Annotated in this window: 16 protein-coding genes and 1 pseudogene; 12 read left to right on the top strand and 5 right to left on the bottom strand. The window is 66.1% G+C overall.

Annotation, left to right across the window (positions count from 1 at the left end):
• The first annotated feature begins 26 nt into the window (after positions 1–26).
• The 4 genes from thrC (at position 27) to AC1DEZ_RS20300 (ending at position 6,405) form a co-directional block, all read left to right on the top strand.
• Positions 27–1,442: a threonine synthase gene (gene thrC, locus AC1DEZ_RS20315; protein ID WP_441510899.1), complete on the top strand. Its 1,416-nt coding sequence runs from the start codon at positions 27–29 to the stop codon at positions 1,440–1,442.
• Between the two features lie 20 nt (positions 1,443–1,462).
• Positions 1,463–2,779: a M16 family metallopeptidase gene (locus AC1DEZ_RS20310; protein ID WP_476780572.1), complete on the top strand. Its 1,317-nt coding sequence runs from the start codon at positions 1,463–1,465 to the stop codon at positions 2,777–2,779.
• A gap of 6 nt (positions 2,780–2,785) precedes the next feature.
• Positions 2,786–3,385, top strand: a complete 600-nt coding sequence (locus AC1DEZ_RS20305) for a GNAT family N-acetyltransferase (RefSeq protein ID WP_441510898.1) — start codon at positions 2,786–2,788, stop codon at positions 3,383–3,385.
• Positions 3,386–3,462: 77 nt separating this feature from the next.
• Complete coding sequence (locus tag AC1DEZ_RS20300; protein WP_476780561.1) at positions 3,463–6,405, top strand: EAL domain-containing protein; 2,943 nt, start codon at positions 3,463–3,465, stop codon at positions 6,403–6,405.
• 262 nt (positions 6,406–6,667) lie between these two features.
• Here AC1DEZ_RS20300 and AC1DEZ_RS20295 read toward each other — a convergent pair whose 3' ends face one another.
• Complete coding sequence (locus tag AC1DEZ_RS20295) at positions 6,668–7,279, bottom strand: YqgE/AlgH family protein (protein WP_441510896.1); 612 nt, start codon at positions 7,277–7,279, stop codon at positions 6,668–6,670.
• A gap of 239 nt (positions 7,280–7,518) precedes the next feature.
• Between AC1DEZ_RS20295 and AC1DEZ_RS20290 the strand changes: the two genes are divergently transcribed.
• The 3 genes and pseudogenes from AC1DEZ_RS20290 (at position 7,519) to AC1DEZ_RS20280 (ending at position 10,855) form a co-directional block, all read left to right on the top strand.
• Positions 7,519–8,382, top strand: a complete 864-nt coding sequence (locus AC1DEZ_RS20290) for a protein-disulfide reductase DsbD domain-containing protein (RefSeq protein WP_476780560.1) — start codon at positions 7,519–7,521, stop codon at positions 8,380–8,382.
• A 51-nt stretch (positions 8,383–8,433) separates the two neighbouring features.
• Complete coding sequence (locus AC1DEZ_RS20285) at positions 8,434–8,919, top strand: peroxiredoxin (RefSeq protein ID WP_441510894.1); 486 nt, start codon at positions 8,434–8,436, stop codon at positions 8,917–8,919.
• Between the two features lie 309 nt (positions 8,920–9,228).
• Positions 9,229–10,855, top strand: a pseudogene (locus AC1DEZ_RS20280) (arylsulfatase).
• Between the two features lie 65 nt (positions 10,856–10,920).
• Here AC1DEZ_RS20280 and AC1DEZ_RS20275 read toward each other — a convergent pair.
• The gene (locus AC1DEZ_RS20275; RefSeq protein WP_476780559.1) at positions 10,921–12,435 is read right to left on the bottom strand and encodes an EF-hand domain-containing protein; all 1,515 of its coding nucleotides are present in this window, start codon (positions 12,433–12,435) and stop codon (positions 10,921–10,923) included.
• Positions 12,436–12,868: 433 nt separating this feature from the next.
• Here AC1DEZ_RS20275 and AC1DEZ_RS20270 point away from each other — a divergent pair, with 433 nt between their 5' ends.
• Positions 12,869–13,318, top strand: a complete 450-nt coding sequence (locus tag AC1DEZ_RS20270) for a GNAT family N-acetyltransferase (RefSeq protein ID WP_441510892.1) — start codon at positions 12,869–12,871, stop codon at positions 13,316–13,318.
• Positions 13,319–13,515: 197 nt separating this feature from the next.
• Positions 13,516–14,538 (top strand): LLM class flavin-dependent oxidoreductase, encoded by a 1,023-nt coding sequence (locus tag AC1DEZ_RS20265; protein WP_441510891.1) that lies wholly within the window; start codon positions 13,516–13,518, stop codon positions 14,536–14,538.
• A gap of 66 nt (positions 14,539–14,604) precedes the next feature.
• Here the strand turns inward: AC1DEZ_RS20265 and rnhA are convergent, their stop codons facing one another.
• The 3 genes from rnhA to ispH form a co-directional block, all read right to left on the bottom strand.
• A complete protein-coding gene (gene rnhA / locus AC1DEZ_RS20260) occupies positions 14,605–15,051 on the bottom strand; it encodes a ribonuclease HI (protein ID WP_441510890.1) in 447 nt (148 codons plus the stop codon).
• A complete protein-coding gene (locus AC1DEZ_RS20255; RefSeq protein ID WP_441510889.1) occupies positions 15,048–16,013 on the bottom strand; it encodes a homoserine kinase in 966 nt (321 codons plus the stop codon). Before AC1DEZ_RS20255 ends, rnhA begins: the two co-directional genes overlap by 4 nt.
• Before the next feature lie 84 nt (positions 16,014–16,097).
• Positions 16,098–17,159: a 4-hydroxy-3-methylbut-2-enyl diphosphate reductase gene (ispH, locus tag AC1DEZ_RS20250; protein WP_441510888.1), complete on the bottom strand. Its 1,062-nt coding sequence runs from the start codon at positions 17,157–17,159 to the stop codon at positions 16,098–16,100.
• 111 nt (positions 17,160–17,270) lie between these two features.
• Between ispH and AC1DEZ_RS20245 the strand changes: the two genes are divergently transcribed.
• The 3 genes from AC1DEZ_RS20245 to AC1DEZ_RS20235 are packed head-to-tail and all read left to right on the top strand — an operon-like array spanning position 17,271 to position 21,470.
• On the top strand, positions 17,271–19,136 hold the full coding sequence (locus AC1DEZ_RS20245) for a monovalent cation:proton antiporter-2 (CPA2) family protein (protein WP_441510887.1): 1,866 nt from the start codon (positions 17,271–17,273) through the stop codon (positions 19,134–19,136).
• Positions 19,133–20,551, top strand: coding sequence for an MATE family efflux transporter (locus tag AC1DEZ_RS20240; RefSeq protein WP_441510886.1), 1,419 nt, complete (start codon positions 19,133–19,135; stop codon positions 20,549–20,551). The genes AC1DEZ_RS20245 and AC1DEZ_RS20240 overlap by 4 nt, the downstream gene beginning before the upstream one ends.
• A 22-nt stretch (positions 20,552–20,573) precedes the next feature.
• Complete coding sequence (locus AC1DEZ_RS20235) at positions 20,574–21,470, top strand: DUF937 domain-containing protein (protein ID WP_441510885.1); 897 nt, start codon at positions 20,574–20,576, stop codon at positions 21,468–21,470.
• Positions 21,471–21,486: the final 16 nt, after the last annotated feature.

Genomic DNA, 21,486 nt, shown 5'->3' with positions numbered 1-21,486 from the left:
AAGCTGAGATCACCGAGGCCAAGATCGTGCTGCATGTTTCCACCCGGGGTGAAGCCCCGGCGCTGAGCTTTTCCGACGCGCTGCTGACCGGGCTCGCCCGCGACGGCGGCCTCTATCTGCCGCAAGCCTGGCCGGCGCTCACGAAAACGGAGATCGCCGGCTTCGCCGGGAAGCCCTATACGGCCGTGGCCGAACGCGTGCTCGGCGCGCTGACCGACGGCGACATCGAGAGCGGCGCGCTCTCCGGCATGATCCATCAGGCTTATGCCGGCTTCCGCCATCCGGCCGTCTGCCCGCTGACGCAGATCGGCGACAACCTCTTCGTACTGGAACTCTTCCACGGCCCGACGCTCGCCTTCAAGGACGTCGCGATGCAATTGCTCGGCCGGCTGATGGATCATGTGCTGGGCCAGCGCGGCCAGCGCGCCACCATCGTCGGCGCGACGTCCGGCGACACCGGCGGCGCGGCCATCGACGCCTTCAAGGGGTTGAAGAGCGTCGATGTCTTCATCCTCTATCCGCAGGGCCGCGTCTCCGATGTGCAGCGCCGGCAGATGACGACGGTCGACGCGCCGAACGTCCATGCCATCGCGGTCGAAGGCACCTTCGACGACTGCCAGAACCTCGTGAAGGCGATGTTCAACCATCACGCCTTCCGCGACGAGATCGGGCTCTCGGGCGTCAACTCGATCAACTGGGCCCGCATCGCCGCTCAGGTGGTCTATTACTTCACCTCGGCCGTCTCGCTGGGCGGGCCGGAGCGCAAGGTCTCCTTCACGGTCCCGACCGGCAATTTCGGCGACATCCTCGCCGGCTGGGTCGCCAAGCAGATGGGCCTGCCCATCGAGCGGCTGACCATCGCGACGAACAGCAACGACATCCTGGCGCGGACGCTGGAAACGGGCGTCTACGAGATGCGCGGCGTGGCGGCGACGACCTCGCCCTCGATGGACATCCAGATCTCGTCCAATTTCGAGCGGCTGCTGTTCGAAGCGCATGACCGCGACGGCGCGGCCGTGCGCCGGCTGATGCAGTCGCTGCAGCAATCCGGCCGCTTCGAGATCGCGGACGGACCGCTCCAGCGCATCCGCAGCGAGTTCGATGCCGCCTCCCAAAGCGAGGAGGAGGTCGCCGCCGAGATCAGGAAGAGCTGGACCGAGGCCGGCTATCTGCTCGATCCGCACACCGCGATCGGCGTCGGCGCCGCGCGTCTGGCGCTCAAGCGCGATCCGGCGACGCCGATGATCGTGCTCGGCACTGCCCATCCCGCCAAGTTCCCGGCCGCCGTGAAGGCCGCGAGCGGCGTCGAGCCGGAGCTGCCCGCCCATCTCTCCGATCTGATGGAGCGCAAGGAGCGGGTGACGCTGCTGCCGAACGATCTCGGCAAGGTCGAAACCTTCGTGCGCGAGCATGCGCGCGCCGTTCGGGGAGCGGCAGCGTGAGCGCGACGCCCCCGGTCGAGATCGTCGAACTCGCCGCGCCCGCGCGGAAAGAAGGCGCGCATGACCCCGATGTCCAGCTGACCACCCTGCCCTCGGGCCTGCGCATCGTCTCGCAGCGCATGGACCATGCCGCGACCGTCTCGCTCGGCATCTGGATCGGAGCTGGATCACGCGACGAGCTGCCGCATGAGCACGGCCTCGCCCATCTGCTCGAGCACATGGCGTTCAAGGGCACGGCGCGGCGCAATGCCCGCGAGATCGCCGAGGAGATCGAGGGCGTCGGCGGCGATCTCAACGCCGCGACATCCGTCGAATACACCTGCTACACCGCCCGCGTCCTCGGCACCGATCTCGCACTCGCCGTCGACATCCTCGCCGACATCGTCACTTCGCCGGCCCTCACCGAGGAGGAGCTGAAACGCGAGAAGGGTGTGATCCTGCAGGAGATTTCTGCCGTTCAGGACACGCCSGACGAYCTCGTCTATGACCGCTTCCTGCAGGCGGCCTTYCCSGACCAGCCSMTCGGCCGSCCGATCCTCGGCACGGCCGCGACAGTGCAGAGCTTCACGCCGGATGCGATCCGCGCCTATCTCGCCCGCAACTACCATGCCGGCAATATGGTGCTCGCCGCGTCCGGCGCCGTCGGTCATGACGAACTGGTGGCGCTCGCTCGTGAGCATCTATCGAATCTGCCGGCGCAGCCCGCGGAAGTGCCCGAACGCGAGGCCGGTACATATCGAGGCGGCGAAGCCAGGATCGGCAGCGACGAGGAGCAGGTCCATCTCGTGCTCGGCCTGCCCGGCAAGTCCTTTACCGGCGGCGCGCATTACGCTTTGCAGATCTTCGCCTCGGTGCTGGGCGGCGGGCTGTCATCGCGCCTGTTCCAGGAGGTGCGCGAGCAGCGCGGCCTGGCCTATGCGATCGATGCCTTCCACTGGCCTTTCTCGGATTGCGGCGTCTTCGGCATCGGCGCCGGCACCGCGCCTGAGGATGCGAACGAGCTGATCGAAGTTGCGCTCGGCTGCCTGCGCCAGGCGGCGGAGGATGTCAGCGAGGTCGAGGTGGCGCGAGCCCGCGCGCAGATGAAGGTGGGGCTGCTCGCCTCGCTCGAAAGTCCTGGCGGCAAGCTGGAGCAGATGGCGCGGCAGGTGCTGATCTTCGGCCGGGCAATCCCGCGCGAGGAACTTGCCGCCCGTCTCGACGCGGTCACGCTCGAGGATGTGCGCGCTGCGGGCCGCTCGCTACTCGGCCACCAGCCGACCATCGCGGCGATCGGCCCGATCCACGGTATTCCCGGGGCCAAGCGCCTGCGTCAGGCTGCCCGGGCAGCGGACTGAACGGCGATGGCGCTCTTCCGTTTCCCGAGCGAGCCGCCGAGCCGCCCGTTGATACGGACGCCGAATCTCTATCTGCGTGCGCCGCAGGCCAGCGACTACTCCGCCTGGGCCATGCTGCGGATCGAAAGCCGCGACTTCCTGACCCCCTGGGAGCCGACCTGGAACGAGGACGACCTGACCCGGGCCTCCTTCCGGCTGCGCGCCAAGCGAGCGGCACGCGAAATCGCCAGCGACGAAGCCTATTCGCTGTTCATCTTCGAAGCCCATACCGAGATCCTGCTCGGCGGGTTGACCCTTGGCCTGATCCGCCGCGGCGTCGCCCAGGCCTGCACGCTCGGCTACTGGATGGGCAAGCGCCATGCCGGCAAGGGGCACATGGCCGAAGCCGTGCGCGGCGCGGTGCGCTTTGCCTTCTCCGAGCTTGCACTGCACCGGGTCGAGGCCGCCTGCTTGCCGAACAACGAACCGTCGCGGCGGCTGCTGGAGCGGATCGGGTTCCAGCACGAGGGGCTGGCGCGGGCCTATCTCAAGATCAACGGCGTCTGGGCCGACCATCTGCTCTACGCGGTGCTTTCGGGCGATGCGTTGCCCGGAGCGAAGCCGTGAAGGCAGCGGTTGACCACAGCCACGCTCTGCCTTGCCCTTGCCATGAGCGACCAATAGGGATTTTCGTTCAAGTTCGAATGATTGTCTCCCGCCTGATAGCCGAGCACAGCTTGTCCATTTCCGAGCGCATCCTCCGGATCGGCCTCGCCGTCGCCGGCCTTGCCGTGTGGTTCAGTTTCGCGACCGTGACGCCAGCCAGCGCCGTCGATGCGGTGCGCGTCCCGGTCGATGTGCCGGTGATTGATCTCACCAATGTCGTCGAGCGCAACAAGTCGGACGGCGACGTCATCCAGATCTCGACCGCGCCGGGGCCGGACGGCATCGTCCGCCGCATCGCGGTCAGGGCGCGCGAATCGGGCGCCCGGCCGGACTGGATCGTCTTCGCGCTGACGAACGATTCCGATGAGCAGATCGACCGGCTGCTGGTCGCGCCCTTTCACCGGCTGATCGGCTCCGGCGTTGTCTGGCCCGATCTGGGCGACAAGCGCATCGAGGCGGTGACGGCGAGCCAAGGCCTCTCGCCTGACCGCGAAGCCAGCCCCGACGCCGATGTCTTCCTGATCACGCTCGACCCCGGCACGACCGTGACCTTCGTAGCCGAGCTGAAGTCTCCGAACCTGCCGCAGCTCTATCTCTACGAGTCGGAAGCCTATCGCCAGAAGACCAACGGGCTGACGCTCTACAAGGGCATCATCATCGGCATCGCCGGCCTGCTCGCGCTCTTCCTGACCATCATCTTCGTGGTCAAGGGCGCGGTGATCTTTCCGGCTGCCGCGGCGCTCGCTTGGGCGGTCCTTGCCTATGCCGGCCTCGATTTCGGGTTCTTCCAGCGCCTTTTCCCACTCACGCCCGCGATCGAGCGCATCTACCGGGCGGGCGCGGAAGTCGTGCTTGCCGCGACGCTGCTCGTTTTCCTGTTCGCCTATCTCAACCTGTCGCGCTGGCATGTGCGCTATGGCCATGTCACGGCGATCTGGATCATCGGCCTTGCCGGCCTGATCGGCCTTGCCGTCTTCGACGCGCCGATGGCATCCGGCATCGCGCGCATCTCGATCGCGGCTGTCGCGGCGATCGGCTTCATCCTGGTCGTGCATCTGGCGACGCATGGCTACGAGCGGGCGGTGATGCTGATCCCGACCTGGTTCCTGCTCGCTGTCTGGGTCACCGCCGCGAGCTTCACGGTCACCGGGCAGTTCCAGCGCGACCTCGTGGCCCCTGCCCTCTTGGGCGGCCTCGTGCTGATCGTGCTGCTGATCGGCTTTACCGTGATCCAGCACGCCTTCGCCGGCGGCGCGATCTCGCAGGGGCTCGTCTCCGACACCGAGCGGCGGGCGCTGGCGCTTTCCGGCTCCGGCGACCTCGTCTTCGACTGGGACGTCAGCTCCGACAAGGTCTTCGTCTCGCCGCAGATCGAGACGCTGCTCGGCCTGCCGAAGGGCTCGCTCGAAGGCTCGGCCGCACGCTGGCTGGAGCACATGCATGTCGCCGACCGTGACCGCTACCGCGTCACGCTCGACGCCGTGCTGGAGCAACGCCGCGGCAAGCTCAACCTCGACCTGCGCCTGCGCTCCGCCAACGGCGCCTATCACTGGTTCAACGTCAAAGCGCGGCCCGTCATCGGCTCGGACGGCGAAGTCATCCGCGTCATCGGCACGCTCTCCGACGTCACCGAGCAGCGCACGGCACAGGAGCGGCTGCTGCACGACGCCGTCCATGACAACCTGACCGGGCTTCCCAACCGCAAGCTGTTCCAGGACCGKCTSGGCGCSATCTTCGGYTTCWSCCGCGCCGACGACAATATCCGCCCGACSGTRMTCGTCATCGAYRTMGACCGCTTCAAGCAGGTCAATGAATCGGTTGGTTTCTCAGCCGGCGACTCGATCCTGCTGACGCTGGCACGGCGCCTTGGCCGGCTGCTCAGGGCGCAGGACACACTCGCCCGCATCGGCGGCGACACCTTCGCGATGATCCTGGTCTCGGAGCGCGATCCCGAGCGCGTCCTCGCACTGGCCGAACTCGTGCGCCGGGCCGTCTCGACGCCGATCACCTATGCCGAGCGGGAGATCGTGCTGACCCCCTCGATCGGGCTCGCCCTGTTCGACCCCTCGCCTGCTGCCCGCAAGGACGATGCGCTGAAGAACGCCGAGCTCGCCATGGCCCATGCCAAGCGCCAGGGCGGCAACAAGATCGAGATCTTCGTTCCGGCGATGCGGACCGACCGCAACGACAGGCTCGCACTGGAGAGCGACCTGCGCCGGGCGATCGAGCGCAACGAGATCCAGGTCATGTACCAGCCGATCGTCCGGCTGGAGGACCGCACCATCGCCGGGTTCGAGGCGCTTGTGCGCTGGGACCACCCGCGCGAGGGSCGGYTGMTGCCGCAGGACTTCCTCGCCATCGCCGAGGAAACCGGGCTGATCGTCGATCTCGGCGTCTATGTGATGGACAAGACGGCCCGCGAGCTCGAAGCCTGGCAGGCGGCACTCGAAGTCGACCCGCCGATCTTCGCCAGCGTCAATGTCTCCAGCCGGCAGTTGCTGCGCCACGACCTGCTGCACGATGTGAAGACCGTTCTCGGGCGGCGGCGCGTGCTGCCGGGCACGCTCAAGCTCGAAATCACCGAAAGCCTGGTGATGGAAAACCCGGAATATGCGGCGCAGATGCTGCAGCGCATCCGCGACCTCGGCGCCGGTCTCTCGCTCGATGATTTCGGGACGGGCTATTCCTCGCTGTCCTATCTGCAGCGCTTCCCCTTCGACACGATCAAGATCGACCAGAGCTTCGTGCGCCAGATGGGCAATGGCCGCCCGCCGGTGATCCTGCGCTCGATCGTGCAGCTCGCCTCCGATCTCGGCATGGATGTCGTGGCCGAGGGCGCGGAGAGCGAGTCCGATGCCATCGAGCTCTACCAGATCGGCTGCCAATACGCGCAAGGCTACATCTTCGGCCAGCCGATGACCGCGGCCGAGGCGCGGCGCCTGATGGGGGCGACGGCTGCGGCGGCGACAGAGATGGCGTAGGCGGCCGAGCCATCGAGCGGGCAGAAGGCCTGAGGTCCAAAGACGGCTGAACGCGGCGCTCGCCGTCAGGATCGGGCTTGTCCCGACCAGCCACGTCTTCATTCTTCGAGTGCGATGTTCAAAACGCGGATGCTCGCCACAAGGGCGAGCATAACGGAAACGGAATCAGCGCCGTGTCCTTGGGTTGCGGGGCCTTGGCCCATGTCCTTGGGTTGCGGGTCCCTGGCTGGCGCGAGGCCCCGGAATGACCGGAGCTGGCAGCTCAGGCGTGGCCGGCGTCCCGGGAGAGGAATGCAGGTTCGATCCCAAGCTTGTTGAGCGCCCGCTGATACTTCGTCTCGATGCTCTCGTCGAACAGCAAGCCGGGATCGGCCGGGCAGTGCAGCCAGCCATTCGACTGGATCTCCGCCTCGAGCTGTCCAGCGGCCCAGCCGGCATAGCCGAGAGCGAGGACGGCATTTTCCGGTCCGCTACCGATGGCGATAGCTCTGAGGATATCGAGCGTCGCCGTCAGGCAGATGCCGTCGTCGATCGGCAGCGTTGCCGATTCGAGGAAGAAATCCGCCGTATGCAGCACGAAGCCGCGCTTGGTCTCGACCGGGCCGCCGCGCAGGACCTGCATGCGCTCGGCGCTGCTCGGCAGCCGGATGATCTCCTCGGACGGAATGACATCGAGCTGAACGAGCAGATCCGGAAACTTGGTGTCGCCGGCCGGCTTGTTCACGATGATGCCCATGGCGCCATCCTCGGAGTGGGCGCAGACATAGACGACGCTGCGGCTGAAGCGCGTGTCGGCCATCCCGGGCATCGCGATGAGGCACTGCCCGTCCAGATAGCTGCGGCCGCCGAGGCGGGGTTGTGAGCCGATCTTCATCCCCCGTATGCTAGGCGCTGTCGGGGAGGCTCGGCAAGGCTCGATGTGAGCGGGCGCCTCCGGCTTCGCGCAAACCCGACATCCGCGCCGCGTCCAAGCGATGCGCGGGGGCGGTCCTTCGTTGCGGCATCGCGATTGCGCCCCATTTGCGCGCAAGAATGAAGGTTGCGGGAGCCAATTCAGGACGTGAGACGCAGGTTTTGTTCGCTTTTCGGTTTCGCAATGGATAATGCAGGGTCGTGAACCGCATTTTTTCCCTGCTGGCCATGATGCCTCTCGCGCTCGGCGCCGCCGCGCACGCGCAGGAGGCGCCGACCGAGGCCGCGATGTCGCCATGGTCGGCGAGCGAGCATGCGAAGCTGCGCCTGATCGCCGGCCCGACCACTGCGACGGGCAAGCAGCGCGTCGGCGTCGAGATCGTCATGTCTCCGGGTTTCAAGACCTATTGGCGCAGCCCCGGCGAGTTCGGCGTGCCGCCGAACTTCGACTGGTCGGGCTCGACCAATATCGGCGGGCTCGATGTGCGCTGGCCCGTTCCGGAGCGATTTCAGGATTCGGCCGGCTACTCGATCGGTTATGTCGGGGAAGTCGTGATTCCGATCTCTGTCCAGCCGGTCGATCCGTCCCGGCCCGTCCTGGTCGTCCTCAAGCTCGAATATGCCGTCTGCGAGAAGATCTGCATCCCGGCCAAAGGCGAGGCCAGCCTGTGGCTCGAGCCGGGCGTCACGACCGTGACATCGCCGCGGCTGGAGAGTTTCGAGGCGCGCGTGCCGGTATCGGCGAAGCCCGGCCCGCAAAAGGAGAAGACCTCGATCCTCGAGGCCAAGCTTGACGACACCGTCGTCGATCCCGGTCTCAGGCTCGTCCTGCAGCCGCCCCCGGAGGGCAAGATCGAGGACATCTTCGTCGAGGGGCCCGGCCAATGGTCCTTCGGTAAATCCCGGCTGACGCCGCAGGGCGACGGCACGGTTGCCGCTCAGATCCGCATCAACGAGCGGCCGAAGAGCGCTGCCGGTCCCGTCCCCCTGATCTTCACCGTTCGCGGGACGCCCAAGCCCGTCGAGATACGGCTCGAACTCGACATCCCCGCCGGCAAGCCCTAATCCCTGAGGCGAAGCGGCCTTCCCGCCGCGGGCTTCACGGAGAAAGACGCAATGACGATCCAGGTGGGTGACAAGCTTCCGCAGGCGACGTTCCGCATCATGACCGTCGATGGCCCGGCTGCCAAGACGACCGAGGACCTGTTCAAGGGCCGCAAGGTCGTGCTCTTCGCCGTGCCCGGCGCGTTCACGCCGACCTGCCACAAGAACCATCTGCCCGGCTATCTGGCCAAGGCCGATGAGATCAAGGCCAAGGGCGTCGACGCCATTCTGGTGACCTCGACCAACGACGTCTTCGTGCTCGACGCCTGGTCGAAGGCGACCGGCGGCGCCGGCGTCATCGAGTTCCTTTCCGACGGTAACGCCGATTTTGCCACGGAAATCGGCCTGTCGATGGACGGCTCGGGCTTCGGCATGGGCACGCGCTCGCGGCGCTATTCGATGCTGGTCGAAGACGGCGTCGTGAAATCCCTCAACGTCGAGGAAGCCGCCGGCAAGGCCGACGCCTCCGGCGCCGAGACGATGCTCGGCCAGCTCTAAGGCTTGCCGGCCGCCAATTGCAGAGCCCGCGCGAGGTCATCGCGCGGGCTTTTCTGTTGGGCTGTGTGTGCCGAGGCGGCCAACGCGGCGAATGCCCGACATGGGCGGGACGCCGCCTTATGGGCACGCGTATTGTTACTGTTACGGACTTCCTCGCGATGCCGCCTGGCGGCAGGATGGCGCGCGGTGCCTAAACCGCGGCAGACGCCGAGGCAACCTAAGATCCAGAATCCGAGAATAGCATTGTTCAAGCCTCTGATGGCCATCTGCTTGACTTTTTAAGTTCAAGATTATGGAGGAGAAGGCAATATGACTGTTAAATCGGTCGAACAATTTGCGACCCCTAAAGAAGGCCCCGATATCAACCGGCGGAACATCTTGCTCTCGGGCTCGGCTCTTGTTGCCGCGGCGACCGGCCTTGGCGCCAGCGCTCAGGCGCAGCAGCCCGCTCCGGCGCCTCAAGCCGCCGCACCGTCCGGGCGCCGCCCCAACATCCTGGTGATCTGGGGCGATGACATCGGAACATGGAACAAACAGCCGCGGCATGATGGGCTACATGACCCCCAACATCGACCGGATCGCGCGTGAAGGCGTGTCGTTCACGGATTATTACGGGCAGCAAAGTTGCACCGCGGGCCGCGCGGCCTTCATCGGCGGAAACGTGCCGGTCCGTACCGGCATGACCAAGGTCGGCCTGCCCGGCGCCGCCGAGGGCTGGCAGAAGACCGATGTCACCATGGCGACGGTGCTGAAATCGCAGGGCTATGCGACCGGTCAGTTCGGCAAGAACCATCAGGGTGACCGCGACGAGCATCTGCCGACCCAGCACGGCTTCGACGAATTCCTCGGCAATCTCTACCACCTCAATGCCGAGGAGGAACCGGAGAACCCCGACTACCCGAAAGACCCCGAGTTCCGGAAGAAGTTCGGGCCGCGCGGCGTGATCAAGGCCTCCGCCGACGGCAAGATCGAGGACACCGGGCCGCTCACGAAGAAGCGGATGGAGACGATCGACGAGGAGACGCTGGCGGCAGCGAAGGACTTCATCCAGCGCCAGGTCCGTGCCAACAAGCCGTTCTTCACCTGGTGGAATGCGACGCGGATGCATTTCCGCACGCATATCAAGCCGGCGAGCCGCGGCAAATCCGGGCAGGACGACTATTCCGACGGCATGGTCGAGCACGACGGAATGGTCGGCGAACTGCTGAAGCTCGTCGACGATCTCGGCATCGCCAACGATACCATCGTCTTTTACTCCACCGATAACGGCCCGCACTACAACACCTGGCCCGATGCCGCCACGACACCATTCCGTAGCGAGAAGAACTCTAACTGGGAGGGTGCTTACCGCGTTCCTGCCTTCGTTCGCTGGCCGGGCAGGTTCCCTGCGGGCACGACGCTGAACGGCATCTTCGCGCATGAAGACTGGTTGCCGACCTTCGCGGCAATCGCCGGGGAGCCCGAGATCAAGGACAAACTCCTGAAAGGCGTGCAGCTCAACGGGCGCAACTACAAGAATTACATCGATGGCTATAACCAGTTCGACTACTTGTCGGGCAAGGTGAAGGAGTCGCCGCGCAATGAATTCTGGTACGTCAATGATGACGGACAGGTCGTTGCGGCCCGCTATCAGGACTGGAAGGTCGTGTTCCTCGAGAACCGAGGCGAGGCGTTCGGCGTCTGGCGCGAGCCCTTCACTGAGCTGCGCGTCCCCCTGCTCTTCCACCTGCGCCGCGACCCGTTCGAGAAGGCGCAACACAATGCCAACGTCTACAATGACTGGTTCCTGGAGCGCGTCTTCGTCATCGTTCCGATTCAGGGTCTCGCGGCCAAGTTCCTGCAAACCATGAAGGATTACCCGCCGAGCCAGACGCCGGGTTCGTTCAATCTGACGAAGATCGAGTCCCAGCTCCGAAGCGCGGCGGGCGGCGGCTGACCGCGCATACGTTCTCCCGAAGCGGCGTGGCTAGCGTCCGCTTCGGGTCGGTCGGGAGCGGACGCTCAGCATTTTGGTCTCTGGATTTCAACTGGGGTGTCAGTCGCCTGTTGAGCGAGGCACGAATGCCCCTGAGTGCCCTCGGGGGCTGGAACTCCATCGAGGAGCACAAAGCGAGCCGAATGGGCACCATAGAGTCCGGCGGGAAATCGCATTTTGCTATGGATGAGGAAGGCGCCGCTCCGGTTGCGGGTCAGCACTCCCTTTTGCACGAGCTGGATCAAACCGAGCTGGCTGGGCAGCACCTCGTAGGCTGTGACGGGCTGCACGGCCACGACGGTTGAAGGATCAATCGCGACAACACCGCCTGGGAAGAAGGAAAAGGCGCCATCGAGGAGCGAAGGCTCAACCTTGCTGAAGTCAATCCCCGCGACTGGGCTGCCAAGCTTTGCCGCGGCCGCCCGCGACTTTGTAGCCTCCGGCGGCATCTTGACGGTGCCGGATGGGACTGAGAAGCCGGACACTTCGTATTGGGCTGCCACGACAGGTTCCTTGCCCGTCTCTCGGCGCACGATCGCGACTGCTGCCTCGGGGCCTTTGGACTGACTGAAAGCCGTCTTGGAGCCGTTCGGCATAGTCTGACTGAAATACGGCAGGCATCCCGTATGAGGCATGAAAACCATCTTATCGGCTCCTACCCCTTTTGCCCCGACCAGAGGGTTTTTCCCGGATGCGGAACCGGGCCCGGCTGAGCTGGAGCTGAGAACGACGCGTTCGAGGCGCTGGGTCGCTCCGGTGAAATCCCAGATGACGCCGCCGTAAGTGCTTATGACGACATAGAGAGGCTGCTCGCCCGGCTCGACCTGAATGGAGCCCGCACCGATCGTCACATCCTGCGAGCCGATGGTCGCTGTCGACACCGAATCCGTTTCGTATGCCGACAGGAGCACAACCTTTGCCCGTTCGGACGCCTTGGGCATCAGGCAAGCTCCACGCGTGGCGATCGCCTGGCGGTCCTCTGCAGCTTTGCGCTCAGCTTGGAGGCCGGCCACGACAACACCGTATTCCTCCGGCGAAACCGTACCGTTCCCGTCGACGTCGAGCGATTTGATCAGCTCCGTGGCTTTCTCGGTGAAGCGCTGCAGATCGACACTACGGGCGTCGCCTCCAAATGCTGCAATGGCATCGCGGGTCAGCACGGGAAGGCCATACAGGTCGGCCGGCTTAGTTCCCGTTGGAGCGGCACCCGCCTCCACCCATGAGACCTTGCCATCACGATCCGTATCGGCATCTTGGAAAGACTTAAGATCGCGCTCCAGTCGCTCTCGACGGCTGGCGAGGAGGTGCCCCGCGTCGAAACGCGTATCGTACTTGTACCTCGCCTGGAACTCCTCCCGCGTGACGAAGCCATCGCCGTCAGCATCCGCATTCATATACCGTCCGGCGGCGGCAAATTTGGCGTTGGCGCCAAGAAAGGCTTCGTGCAACCCGGCATCGGCCTCATCGATCAGGCCATCGCCGTTGGCATCGAGCGTCATGAACGCTTTCTGTATTTGGGCAGCAGACTTCTCGATCGTCATTCCTGGCAGCACGAGCAAGCTCGCCAATCGTGGCGACAGGTCAGCGCGGGCAGGTTGCGAGAGTGCCGAAGCCGAACCCAGTACCAGGAAGCCTGACAGCAACACGACCAGGGATGAAGCACGAGCTCTATTCAATATTGCCTCCTGAATAGCCTGTTCCTCCGCTTAACAGGCCAAGCTTGAGGCGGGCTTAAAGGGATAGTGGGAGACCTTCGAGGTTTCGGGCATGCTCCGTTTACCGAATACAGGAGAAGCGGCCGTGCTAGCGCGCAGGGTGGACAACTAACTTCCGCTTGGGGTCGAGCGCTGACGGCCCCGCCAACTCGCCGTCCTCCTTTCATGGCTTCTTCCGGGTGTTGATCGATCCGATCGCGGCTTGTCATGAGACAAGGCCCGGCCCCCCGGCTAGCGTCTACGCCGGAGGAAAGCCTGCATGTCCGATATCATCATCCGCCCGCTCGCCGCTGCCGACCGCGTCGCCTGGACGCCGCTCTGGCGGGGCTATCTGACCTTCTACAAGGCGACGCTGCCGCCCGAGCTCGACGAGATTACCTTCAACCGGCTGACCGGCGGTCAGGAGCCGATGGGCGGCTTCATCGCGCTGCAGGGCGACAAGGCGCTCGGCATCACCAACTGGGTGATCCACCGCACGACCTGGAGCGAACGGAACATCTGCTATCTGCAGGATCTGTTCACGGTGCCGGAGGCGCGCGGAACCGGCGTCGGCCGCAAGCTGATCGAGGCCGTGAACGCCATGGCGCGGGAGAAGAACTGCTTCCGCGTCTACTGGCAGACGCATGAATCGAACCTGCAGGCGCAGGAGCTCTACGACAAGGTTGCCGACAAGTCGGGCTTCATCGTCTATCGCCAGCCGCTGGCGTGACGAGCAGACAGCCGTCTTCGCATGATCTGACACAAGCCGGGCTGCATAGACGCAGAGGCACGCCTGCGCCTGTGCAATCGCAACGGCCATGCAAGCGCCTATATTGGCAGGAGGCTTGAGCGGACCGCTTTGCAGTGGCCGCCGAGCCGTCCCCTCGCAGGGCGCATCTTGCGCCCGCAGCCAGCGACAGGCGCGTCATGAAGAAGATCGGGTTTCTCTCCTTCGGCCATTGGTCGCCCTCACCGCAATCCGGCACGCGTTCGGCCGGCGATGCGCTACTGCAGTCGATCGATCTCGCCGTCGCGGCGGAGGAATTGGGCGCCGACGGAGCCTATGTGCGCGTCCATCATTTCGCCCGGCAGCTCGCCTCACCCTTCCCGCTGCTGGCCGCGATCGGCGCCCGGACGAAACGCATCGAGATCGGCACCGCCGTGATCGACATGCGCTACGAGAACCCGCTCTACATGGCGGAGGATGCCGGCGCGGCCGACCTCATCGCCGGCGGACGGCTTCAGCTCGGCATCAGCCGCGGCTCGCCGGAACAGGTGATCGATGGCTGGCGCTATTTCGGCCACGAACCGGCCGAGGGCCAAAGCGACGCCGATATGGGCCGCCGCCATGCCGAGGTCTTTCTCGACGTGCTGCGCGGCCAGGGCTTCGCCGAACCGAATCCACGGCCAATGTTTCCGAACCCGCCCGGCCTGCTGAGACTCGAGCCGCATTCCGAAGGCTTGCGCGAGCGCATCTGGTGGGGCGCCGGCTCAAACGCGACCGCCGTGTGGGCGGCGAAGCTCGGCATGAACCTGCAGAGCTCGACCCTGAAGGACGACGAGACGGGCGAGCCCTTCCATATTCAGCAGGCGAAGCAGATCCGCGCCTATCGCGAGGCCTGGAAGGAGGCGGGCCATGCGCGTGAACCGCGCGTCTCGGTCAGCCGCAGCATCTTCGCTTTGGTCGACGATCGCGACCGCGCCTATTTCGGCCGCGGCGACCAGGGTGACGACCAGATCGGCTTCATCGATGAGAACACCCGCGCCATCTTCGGGCGCAGCTATGCAGCCGAGCCGGACAAGCTAGTCAAGGAGCTGGCGAAGGACGAGGCGATCGCCGAAGCCGATACGCTGCTGCTGACCGTGCCGAACCAGCTCGGCGTCGACTACAACGCCCATGTGATCGAGGCGATCCTGAAGCACGTCGCACCGGCGCTCGGCTGGCGCTGAGGGCGATCGTCCGAGCCGAGCCGCGAAGCCGCGTCGGGGCCGCAAGGATCACTTTTCGATGAGCCGCTAGCGCCCCGACTTGAACGGCGCCATGCCGGCGCGCGCCAGCGCGTCGGCGCGCTCGTTCATCTCGTCGCCGGCATGGCCCTTGACCCATTTCCACTCGATCTTGTGGCGGCCGAGCGCCGTCTCGAGCCTCTGCCAGAGCTCGACATTCTTGACCGGCTTCCTGTCGGCGGTCTTCCAGCCGTTCTTCTTCCAGCCGTGGATCCAGCCGGTGATGCCCTGCCGCAGATACTGGCTGTCCGTGTGCAACGCGACGGTGCAGGGCCGCTTCAGGGCCTCGAGCGCGGCGATGGCTGCCATCAGCTCCATACGGTTGTTGGTGGTCTGGGCCTCGCCGCCGGAAAGCTCCTTCTCGACGCCGTTGAAGGTGAGGATCGCCCCCCAGCCGCCGGGGCCGGGATTGCCGGAGCAGGCTCCGTCCGTCCAGACTTCGACAGTATCGCTCACCGCTTCAGCCCGTATTCGCGGGCGTCGACGACGCGCTGGTGGAAGGCGAGCTTGCGGTCGTATTCGAGCGGATCATGCGGCTTGACCAGCGCGCCCGGCGGCACGTTGAGCCAGTCGACGAGGCGCGTGAGCAGGAAGCGCAGAGCCGAGCCGCGGCAGAGCTGCGGCAACGCCTCGATCTCGACCAAGCTCAGCGGGCGGACCGTCTCGTAGCCGGCGAGCAGCGCCTGGCCCTTGGTCAGATTGAACGAGCCGTCTGCCTCGAAGCACCAGGAGTTCAGGCAGATCGCCAGATCATAGGCATAGGCGTCGGTGCAGGCGAAGTAGAAGTCGATCAGGCCCGAAAGCCGGCTTCCGATGAAGAAGACGTTGTTGGGGAAGAGATCGGCATGGATCACGCCGCGCGGTAGGTCCTTGGGCCAGCTCGCCTCATGCACGGCAATCTCCGCCATGACCCGGCGGGCGAGGCCCGGAGAGACCTTGTCGGCATCCGGCCCCGCCTGATGCGCCAGGGGACGCCAGCCGGGCACGGAGAGCGCGTTGACCCGCTCCATGGTGAAATCGGCGCCGGCCTCGTGCATCAAGGCAAGACCGCGGCCGAGTTCCTGGCAATGGGCAGCGGTCGGCCGGCGGACGGAGAGCCCGTCGAGGAAGGTGACGATCGCGGCCGGGCGCCCGGCGAGACGGCCGAGCATCTCGCCGCGGCTATCCTGCACCGGCTGCGGGCAGATCAGGCCGCGGCCTGCGAGATGCTGCATCAGGCCAAGGAAGAACGGCAGATCGTCCGGATTCACCCGCTTCTCATAGAGGGTGAGGATGAAAGTGCCCTGCGTGGTGTGAATCAGGTAGTTCGAGTTCTCAACGCCCTCGGCGATGCCCTTGGCGGAAAGCAGGTCGCCGATGCCATAGCGCGCCACGAAGGCAGCCATCTCGTCATCGGGAACTTCGGTATAGACGGCCAAGATCAGGCTCTCTTGCTCTTCGGTTCATCGCATTTTCTTCACGCGAAGCGGTATCCGCCTCGCTTGAAAATGCTTCTGCTGGCCTTACTCGGCCGCGTTCGGCGCCGCTTCGCCGCGCAATTCGCGCGGCAGCGGGAAGAAGACGTTTTCGTCGGCGGTCGAGACGGTCTCGACGCGGACCTCGTACCGGGCCGCGAAGGCGTCGATAATCTCCTCGACCAGCACCTCGGGCGCGCTGGCGCCGGCGGTGATGCCGAGGCTGCGGATATTGCCGAAGACGGCCCAGTCGATCTCGTCGGTGCGCAGGACGAGCCGGGCAACCGGGCAGCCGGCGCGCTCGGCCACCTCGCGCAGGCGCTGCGAGTTCGAGGAATTGGGCGAGCCGACGACGATCAGCCCGTCGACTTGCGGCGCCACGCGCTTCACCGCTTCCTGGCGGTTCGTCGTCGCATAGCAGATGTCTTCCTTGTGCGGGGCGATCAGCTCCGGGAAGCGCGCTTGCAGCGTCTCGACGATTTCACGGGTGTCGTCGACCGAGAGAGTGGTCTGCGTGACATAGGCCAGCGGCTGGGCGGCTGGCGGGGTCAGCGCGGCGACATCCTCCAGCGTCTCGATCAGCGTGATCGCCCCCTCCGGCAACTGGCCCATCGTGCCGATGACCTCCGGATGGCCGGCATGGCCGACGAGCAGGATGTGGCGGCCGCGCTTGTGATGCACCTCGGCCTCGCGATGCACCTTCGTGACCAGCGGGCAGGTGGCATCGATAGCGAAGAGGTTGCGCGCCTTCGCCGCCGCCGGAACCGCCTTGGCGACACCATGGGCGGAGAAGATCACCGGGCGCGTCTCGTCGGGCACCTCGTCGAGCTCGGCAACGAAGACCGCCCCTTTCCGCTTCAGGGATTCGACGACGTATTTGTTATGGACGATCTCGTGGCGGACATAGACCGGCGCGCCATGCAGAGCGAGTGCCTTCTCGACCGCGTCGATGGCGCGCACGACCCCGGCGCAGAAGCCGCGCGGGGCACAGAGCAGGATGGCGAGCGGCGGCTTGGTCACGCGCGAAATGAACTCCGGATGATGCCGGTCTTCTTTCGGCGGGATGGCGGCGATGTCAAGGAAGCGAAGCGGCGCAGGCCGGACAGCCATGTCGATTGCCTCTCGCAGTCTTGCCGCCGAGCGCCTAGATAGAACCCTGGCCGCCCGCGCAGCAGCTCCGCTTCAGGCCATCGCACGCCCGTTTCCGATCACGAGTTCCGTATGGCCGACGCCACCTCGCATGTCAGCTTCCTGCCGCCGATCCTGACCTTCTGCGCCGCGGCGGTGGTCGCTGTTCCGCTGTTCCGCAAGCTCGGGCAATCGGCGGTTCTGGGCTATCTCGCCGCCGGCATCGTGATCGGCCCCTCGGTCCTGGGCGTGATCAAGGACCCCGACGCCATCCGCAGCACGGCCGAGATCGGCGTGGTGCTGCTGCTCTTTCTGGTCGGCCTCGAATTGCAGCCGGCGCGCCTCTATTCGATGCGCAAGGACATTCTCGGCACCGGCCTGGCGCAAATGGCGCTCAGCGCCGCCGGCATCGGTCTCTTCGGCTGGTATTTCGGCCTGTCCGCCGCAGGCGCGGTCGCGGTCGGCGTGGCGCTGGCGCTTTCCGCCACCTCGATCGCACTGCAGCAGCTCGCGGAACGAGGCGACGCCAGCGAAGCCTATGGCCGGCGTACTTTCTCGATCCTCCTGTTCCAGGACATGGCAATCGCACCCGTCCTGGCGCTCCTGCCCTTGCTCGCCACCACCGGCGGCGCGCAGGCCGGCAGCCCGATGCGCGCGCTCGTCAGCCTCGGCATCGCACTCGGTGCGCTGGTCGCGATCATCCTGGCCGGGCGCTACGTGCTGAACCCGTTCTTCCGCATCCTCGCCAATACCGGCGCGAAGGACGTGATGACGGCTGCCGCGCTGTTGATCGTGCTCGGCGCGGCCCTGCTGATGGAGCATGTCGGCCTGTCGATGGCGATGGGCGCCTTTCTCGCCGGCGTGATGCTGGCCGATTCCCATTTCCGGCACGAGCTCGAAGCCGATATCGAGCCTTTCCGTGGCGTGCTGCTCGGCCTGTTCTTCATGGCAGTCGGCATGTCGCTGGACCTCGAGCTGGTTGCCTCCAATTGGATGTTGCTGGCGGTGGCTGCGCCGCTGCTGGTGCTGTTCAAGATCGCCGTGGTCACCTCGATCCTGCGAATCTCCTGCTCCTCCTGGCTGGAGGCGATCCGGGCCGGTGCCCTGCTCTCGCCGGCCGGCGAGTTCGCCTTCGTGCTGCTGCCGCTCGGCCTTGCGCAGGGGCTGTTGACCCCGTCACAGTCGGCGATGGCGACGGCGCTCGCGGCGATCAGCATGCTGCTCGGCCCGATCGTCGCCAAGCTGATCGATGCGGTGCTGCTTTCGCGCGTCACGCCGGAGACGATGGAGGAGGATTTCGACGGGATCAGCGACAGCCAGGTGATGGTGGTCGGCTTCGGCCGTTTCGGACAGGTAGTGACGCAGGCGCTGCTGCTCCAGCACATCAACATCACCGTGATCGATTCCGACGTCGAGCAGATCCGCGCCGCCGCCCGCTTCGGCTTCAAGGTCTATTACGGCGATGGGACGCGCCTGGACGTGCTGCGTGCCGCGGGCGCCGGCCGGGTCAAGGTGATCTGCGTCTGCATCGACAACAAGGACGCGGCGCTGCGCATCGTCGAGATGGTCAAGGCCGAGTTTCCGCAGGTGCGCGTGCATGTGCGCTCGTTCGACCGCATCCACGCGATCGAACTGATGAAGGCCAATGTCGACTACCAGATGCGCGAAACCTTCGAATCGGCGCTCGGTTTCGGCCGTGTCACGCTCGAGGCCCTCGGCCTGAGCCATGACGAGGCCGATTTCGTGATCGACCACGTCCGCGACCGCGATGCCCAGCGCATGGAGATCCAGTTCAGCGAGGGGATCGCCGCCGCGCTGAACCGTGTGCCGCGCGTGACGCCGGAGCCGATCGTCAAGCCGAAGGGCAAGCCCAAGGCCCTCAATGCCGAGACGGAGCAGGTCATTGCCGATGGCGGGGCCGAGGTCTCTGTCGGCGGCGTCGGAGAGCCCGAGCGGTGAGCAGCTCTTCCACCCGGCCGGCGCAGGCCGCCTTTGTTGAAGGCCCGCTGATGCGCCACGTTGCCGTGATGACGGCGACGGGCTCGATCGGACTGATGGCCGTCTTCGTCGTCGACCTCCTGTCGCTGCTCTATGTCTCCTGGCTCGGGCGCCCCGAGGCCACCGCCGGCGTCGGCTTCGCCACCATCGTGCTCTATCTGATGATCTCGGTGAATGTCGGCCTGATGATCGCGGTCGCCGCCCTGACCTCGCGCAGCATCGGCGCCGGTGACCGCGAGGGCGCGCGGCGCATTGCCGCCTCGACCATGGTCCTGATGGCGCTGGTTGCGCTGGTGCTGTCGTTCGCCGCCCTGCCGCTGCTGCCCTGGCTGCTGCGCACCATCGGCGCGCATGACCAGTCCTATGCGGTCGCCCTCTCCTTCCTGCACATCACCCTGCCCTCAAACGTGCTGATGGCGATCGGCATGGGCTTCTCCGGCGTGCTGCGCGCCGTCGGCGATGCGCGCCGAGCAATGTTCGTGACCCTCGGCGGCGGCATCGCCACCGCCGGTCTCGATCCGCTGCTGATCTTCGGCTTCGGGCTGGGGCCGGACGGCGCGGCGATCGCGATCGTGCTGGCGCGTGTCATCATCGTGGCCATCGGCTTCCACGCGACCGTGGTCGTCCACGGCATGATGGCACGGCCGCGCTTGAGCTGGATTCGCCAGGACAGCGCCCGGACCTTCGCCATTGCCGGGCCGGCCATTCTGACCAACCTCTCCAACCCGATCGCCAACGCCGTCTTCGCAGGCGTCGTCGCCCGCTTCGGCGATGGGGCGGTGGCGGCGCTCGCGATCATGGACCGGCTCGTGCCAGTGGCTTTCGGTGCCGTGTTCGCCCTGTCGGGCGCGGTCGGCCCGATCCTCGGCCAGAACTGGGGCGCGGGGCGCTTCGACCGGATGCGGCGCGGCCTGACAGATTCGGCGATCTTCGCTGGCGGGTGCGTGCTGGTTTCCTGGCTGCTGCTGCTTTCGCTGCGCGGCGTCATCGTCTCCGCCTTCCACGCCGTGGGGCTTACGGCAGAGCTGGTCGAGTTCTTCTGCCTGATCGCCGGACCGATGTGGCTCTTCGTCGGCATGCTCTTCGTCGCCAATGCCGCCTTTAACAATCTCGGCATGCCGTTCCTGTCGACGCTGTTCAGCTGGGGCCGCGCGACGCTCGGCACCATGCCCTTCGCATTCCTCGGCGCGCAGATGGCCGGGCCCAAGGGCGCGCTTGCCGGCTCGGCGCTGGGTGCGGTCGCCTTCGGCGTGCTGGCACTGGTCTTCGCCTATCGCGGCATCGCCCGGCTGGAGCGCGAAGCGCTGCAGCGCCGGGCCACCCTCGATTTGCCAGACAAGGACACCCTGCTATCGTCCGCTCAGGCACGGAACTGAACGCCGGCCTGGGGAGGCATCCATGATGAATCTGTTCGATATCATGCAATCGGCACAGAATGGTCGAGCGGTGCCGAATCTCGCCCAGCAATATGGACTGAGCCTGCAGCAGACCCAGGCCGCGCTTGATGCGCTGCTGCCGGCCTTCTCGATGGGGCTGCAACGGCAGACGCAGGACCCATTCGCCTTCGGCGCGCTGGCCCAGATGATGACGGCCTCGCCCTATGCCCGCTTCTTCGAGGCAGCCGGCAGCGGCATCCCCACCGGTGCGCAATCGGCAGGAAACGACGTGCTGAGCCAGATCTTCGGCTCGCGCGAGGTCAGCCAGGCCATCGCAGCGCAGGCGGCGGCGACCAGCGGCGTCAGCCAAGCGATCCTGAAGCAGATGCTCCCGGTCATTGCAGCGATGCTGATGGGCGGCCTGTCCAAATCGAGCAGCAATGAAGGGCTCGGCGGCATTCTCGGCCAGTTCGCCGAAATGATGCGCGGCCAGATGCCGGGCATGCAGCCCGCGCCGCAGCAACAGCCGCAGATGCCGGCCAATCCGTTCGACGCGATCCTGAAGGGAATGTTCGGGCAGGCGGGAGCCCAGCCGCAGACCAGTCCTCAAGCCAACCCGACGGACCCGTTCGGCGGCGCGCTCGGCCAGATTCTCGGCGGCATGTTCGGTGGCGCGGCCGTTCCGCAAACCGAGCCCACCCCCGCATCGCGCAGCGCGCCGCCGCCGCGCCGCGCGCCCGAGCCGGAGCCCGAACCTGAAGAGGCGCCCTCGTCCTCGCAGGCTCCCGGCCCCGGCTCTATCGGCCTCGACGCGCTCAACCAGATGTTCGAGCACGGCCGCCAGATCCAGGACGATCATCAGAACGCCCTGAAGTCGATCCTCGACGCCATGCTCGGCGGCAGCCAGGGACGCCGCTGAAGCCGGACGGCCGCCG

The organism is Allobosea sp. 10L422, assembly GCF_056395345.1.
Note: the sequence above shows the minus strand (reverse complement) of the source record. Positions and strands in the feature narration are given on the sequence as shown.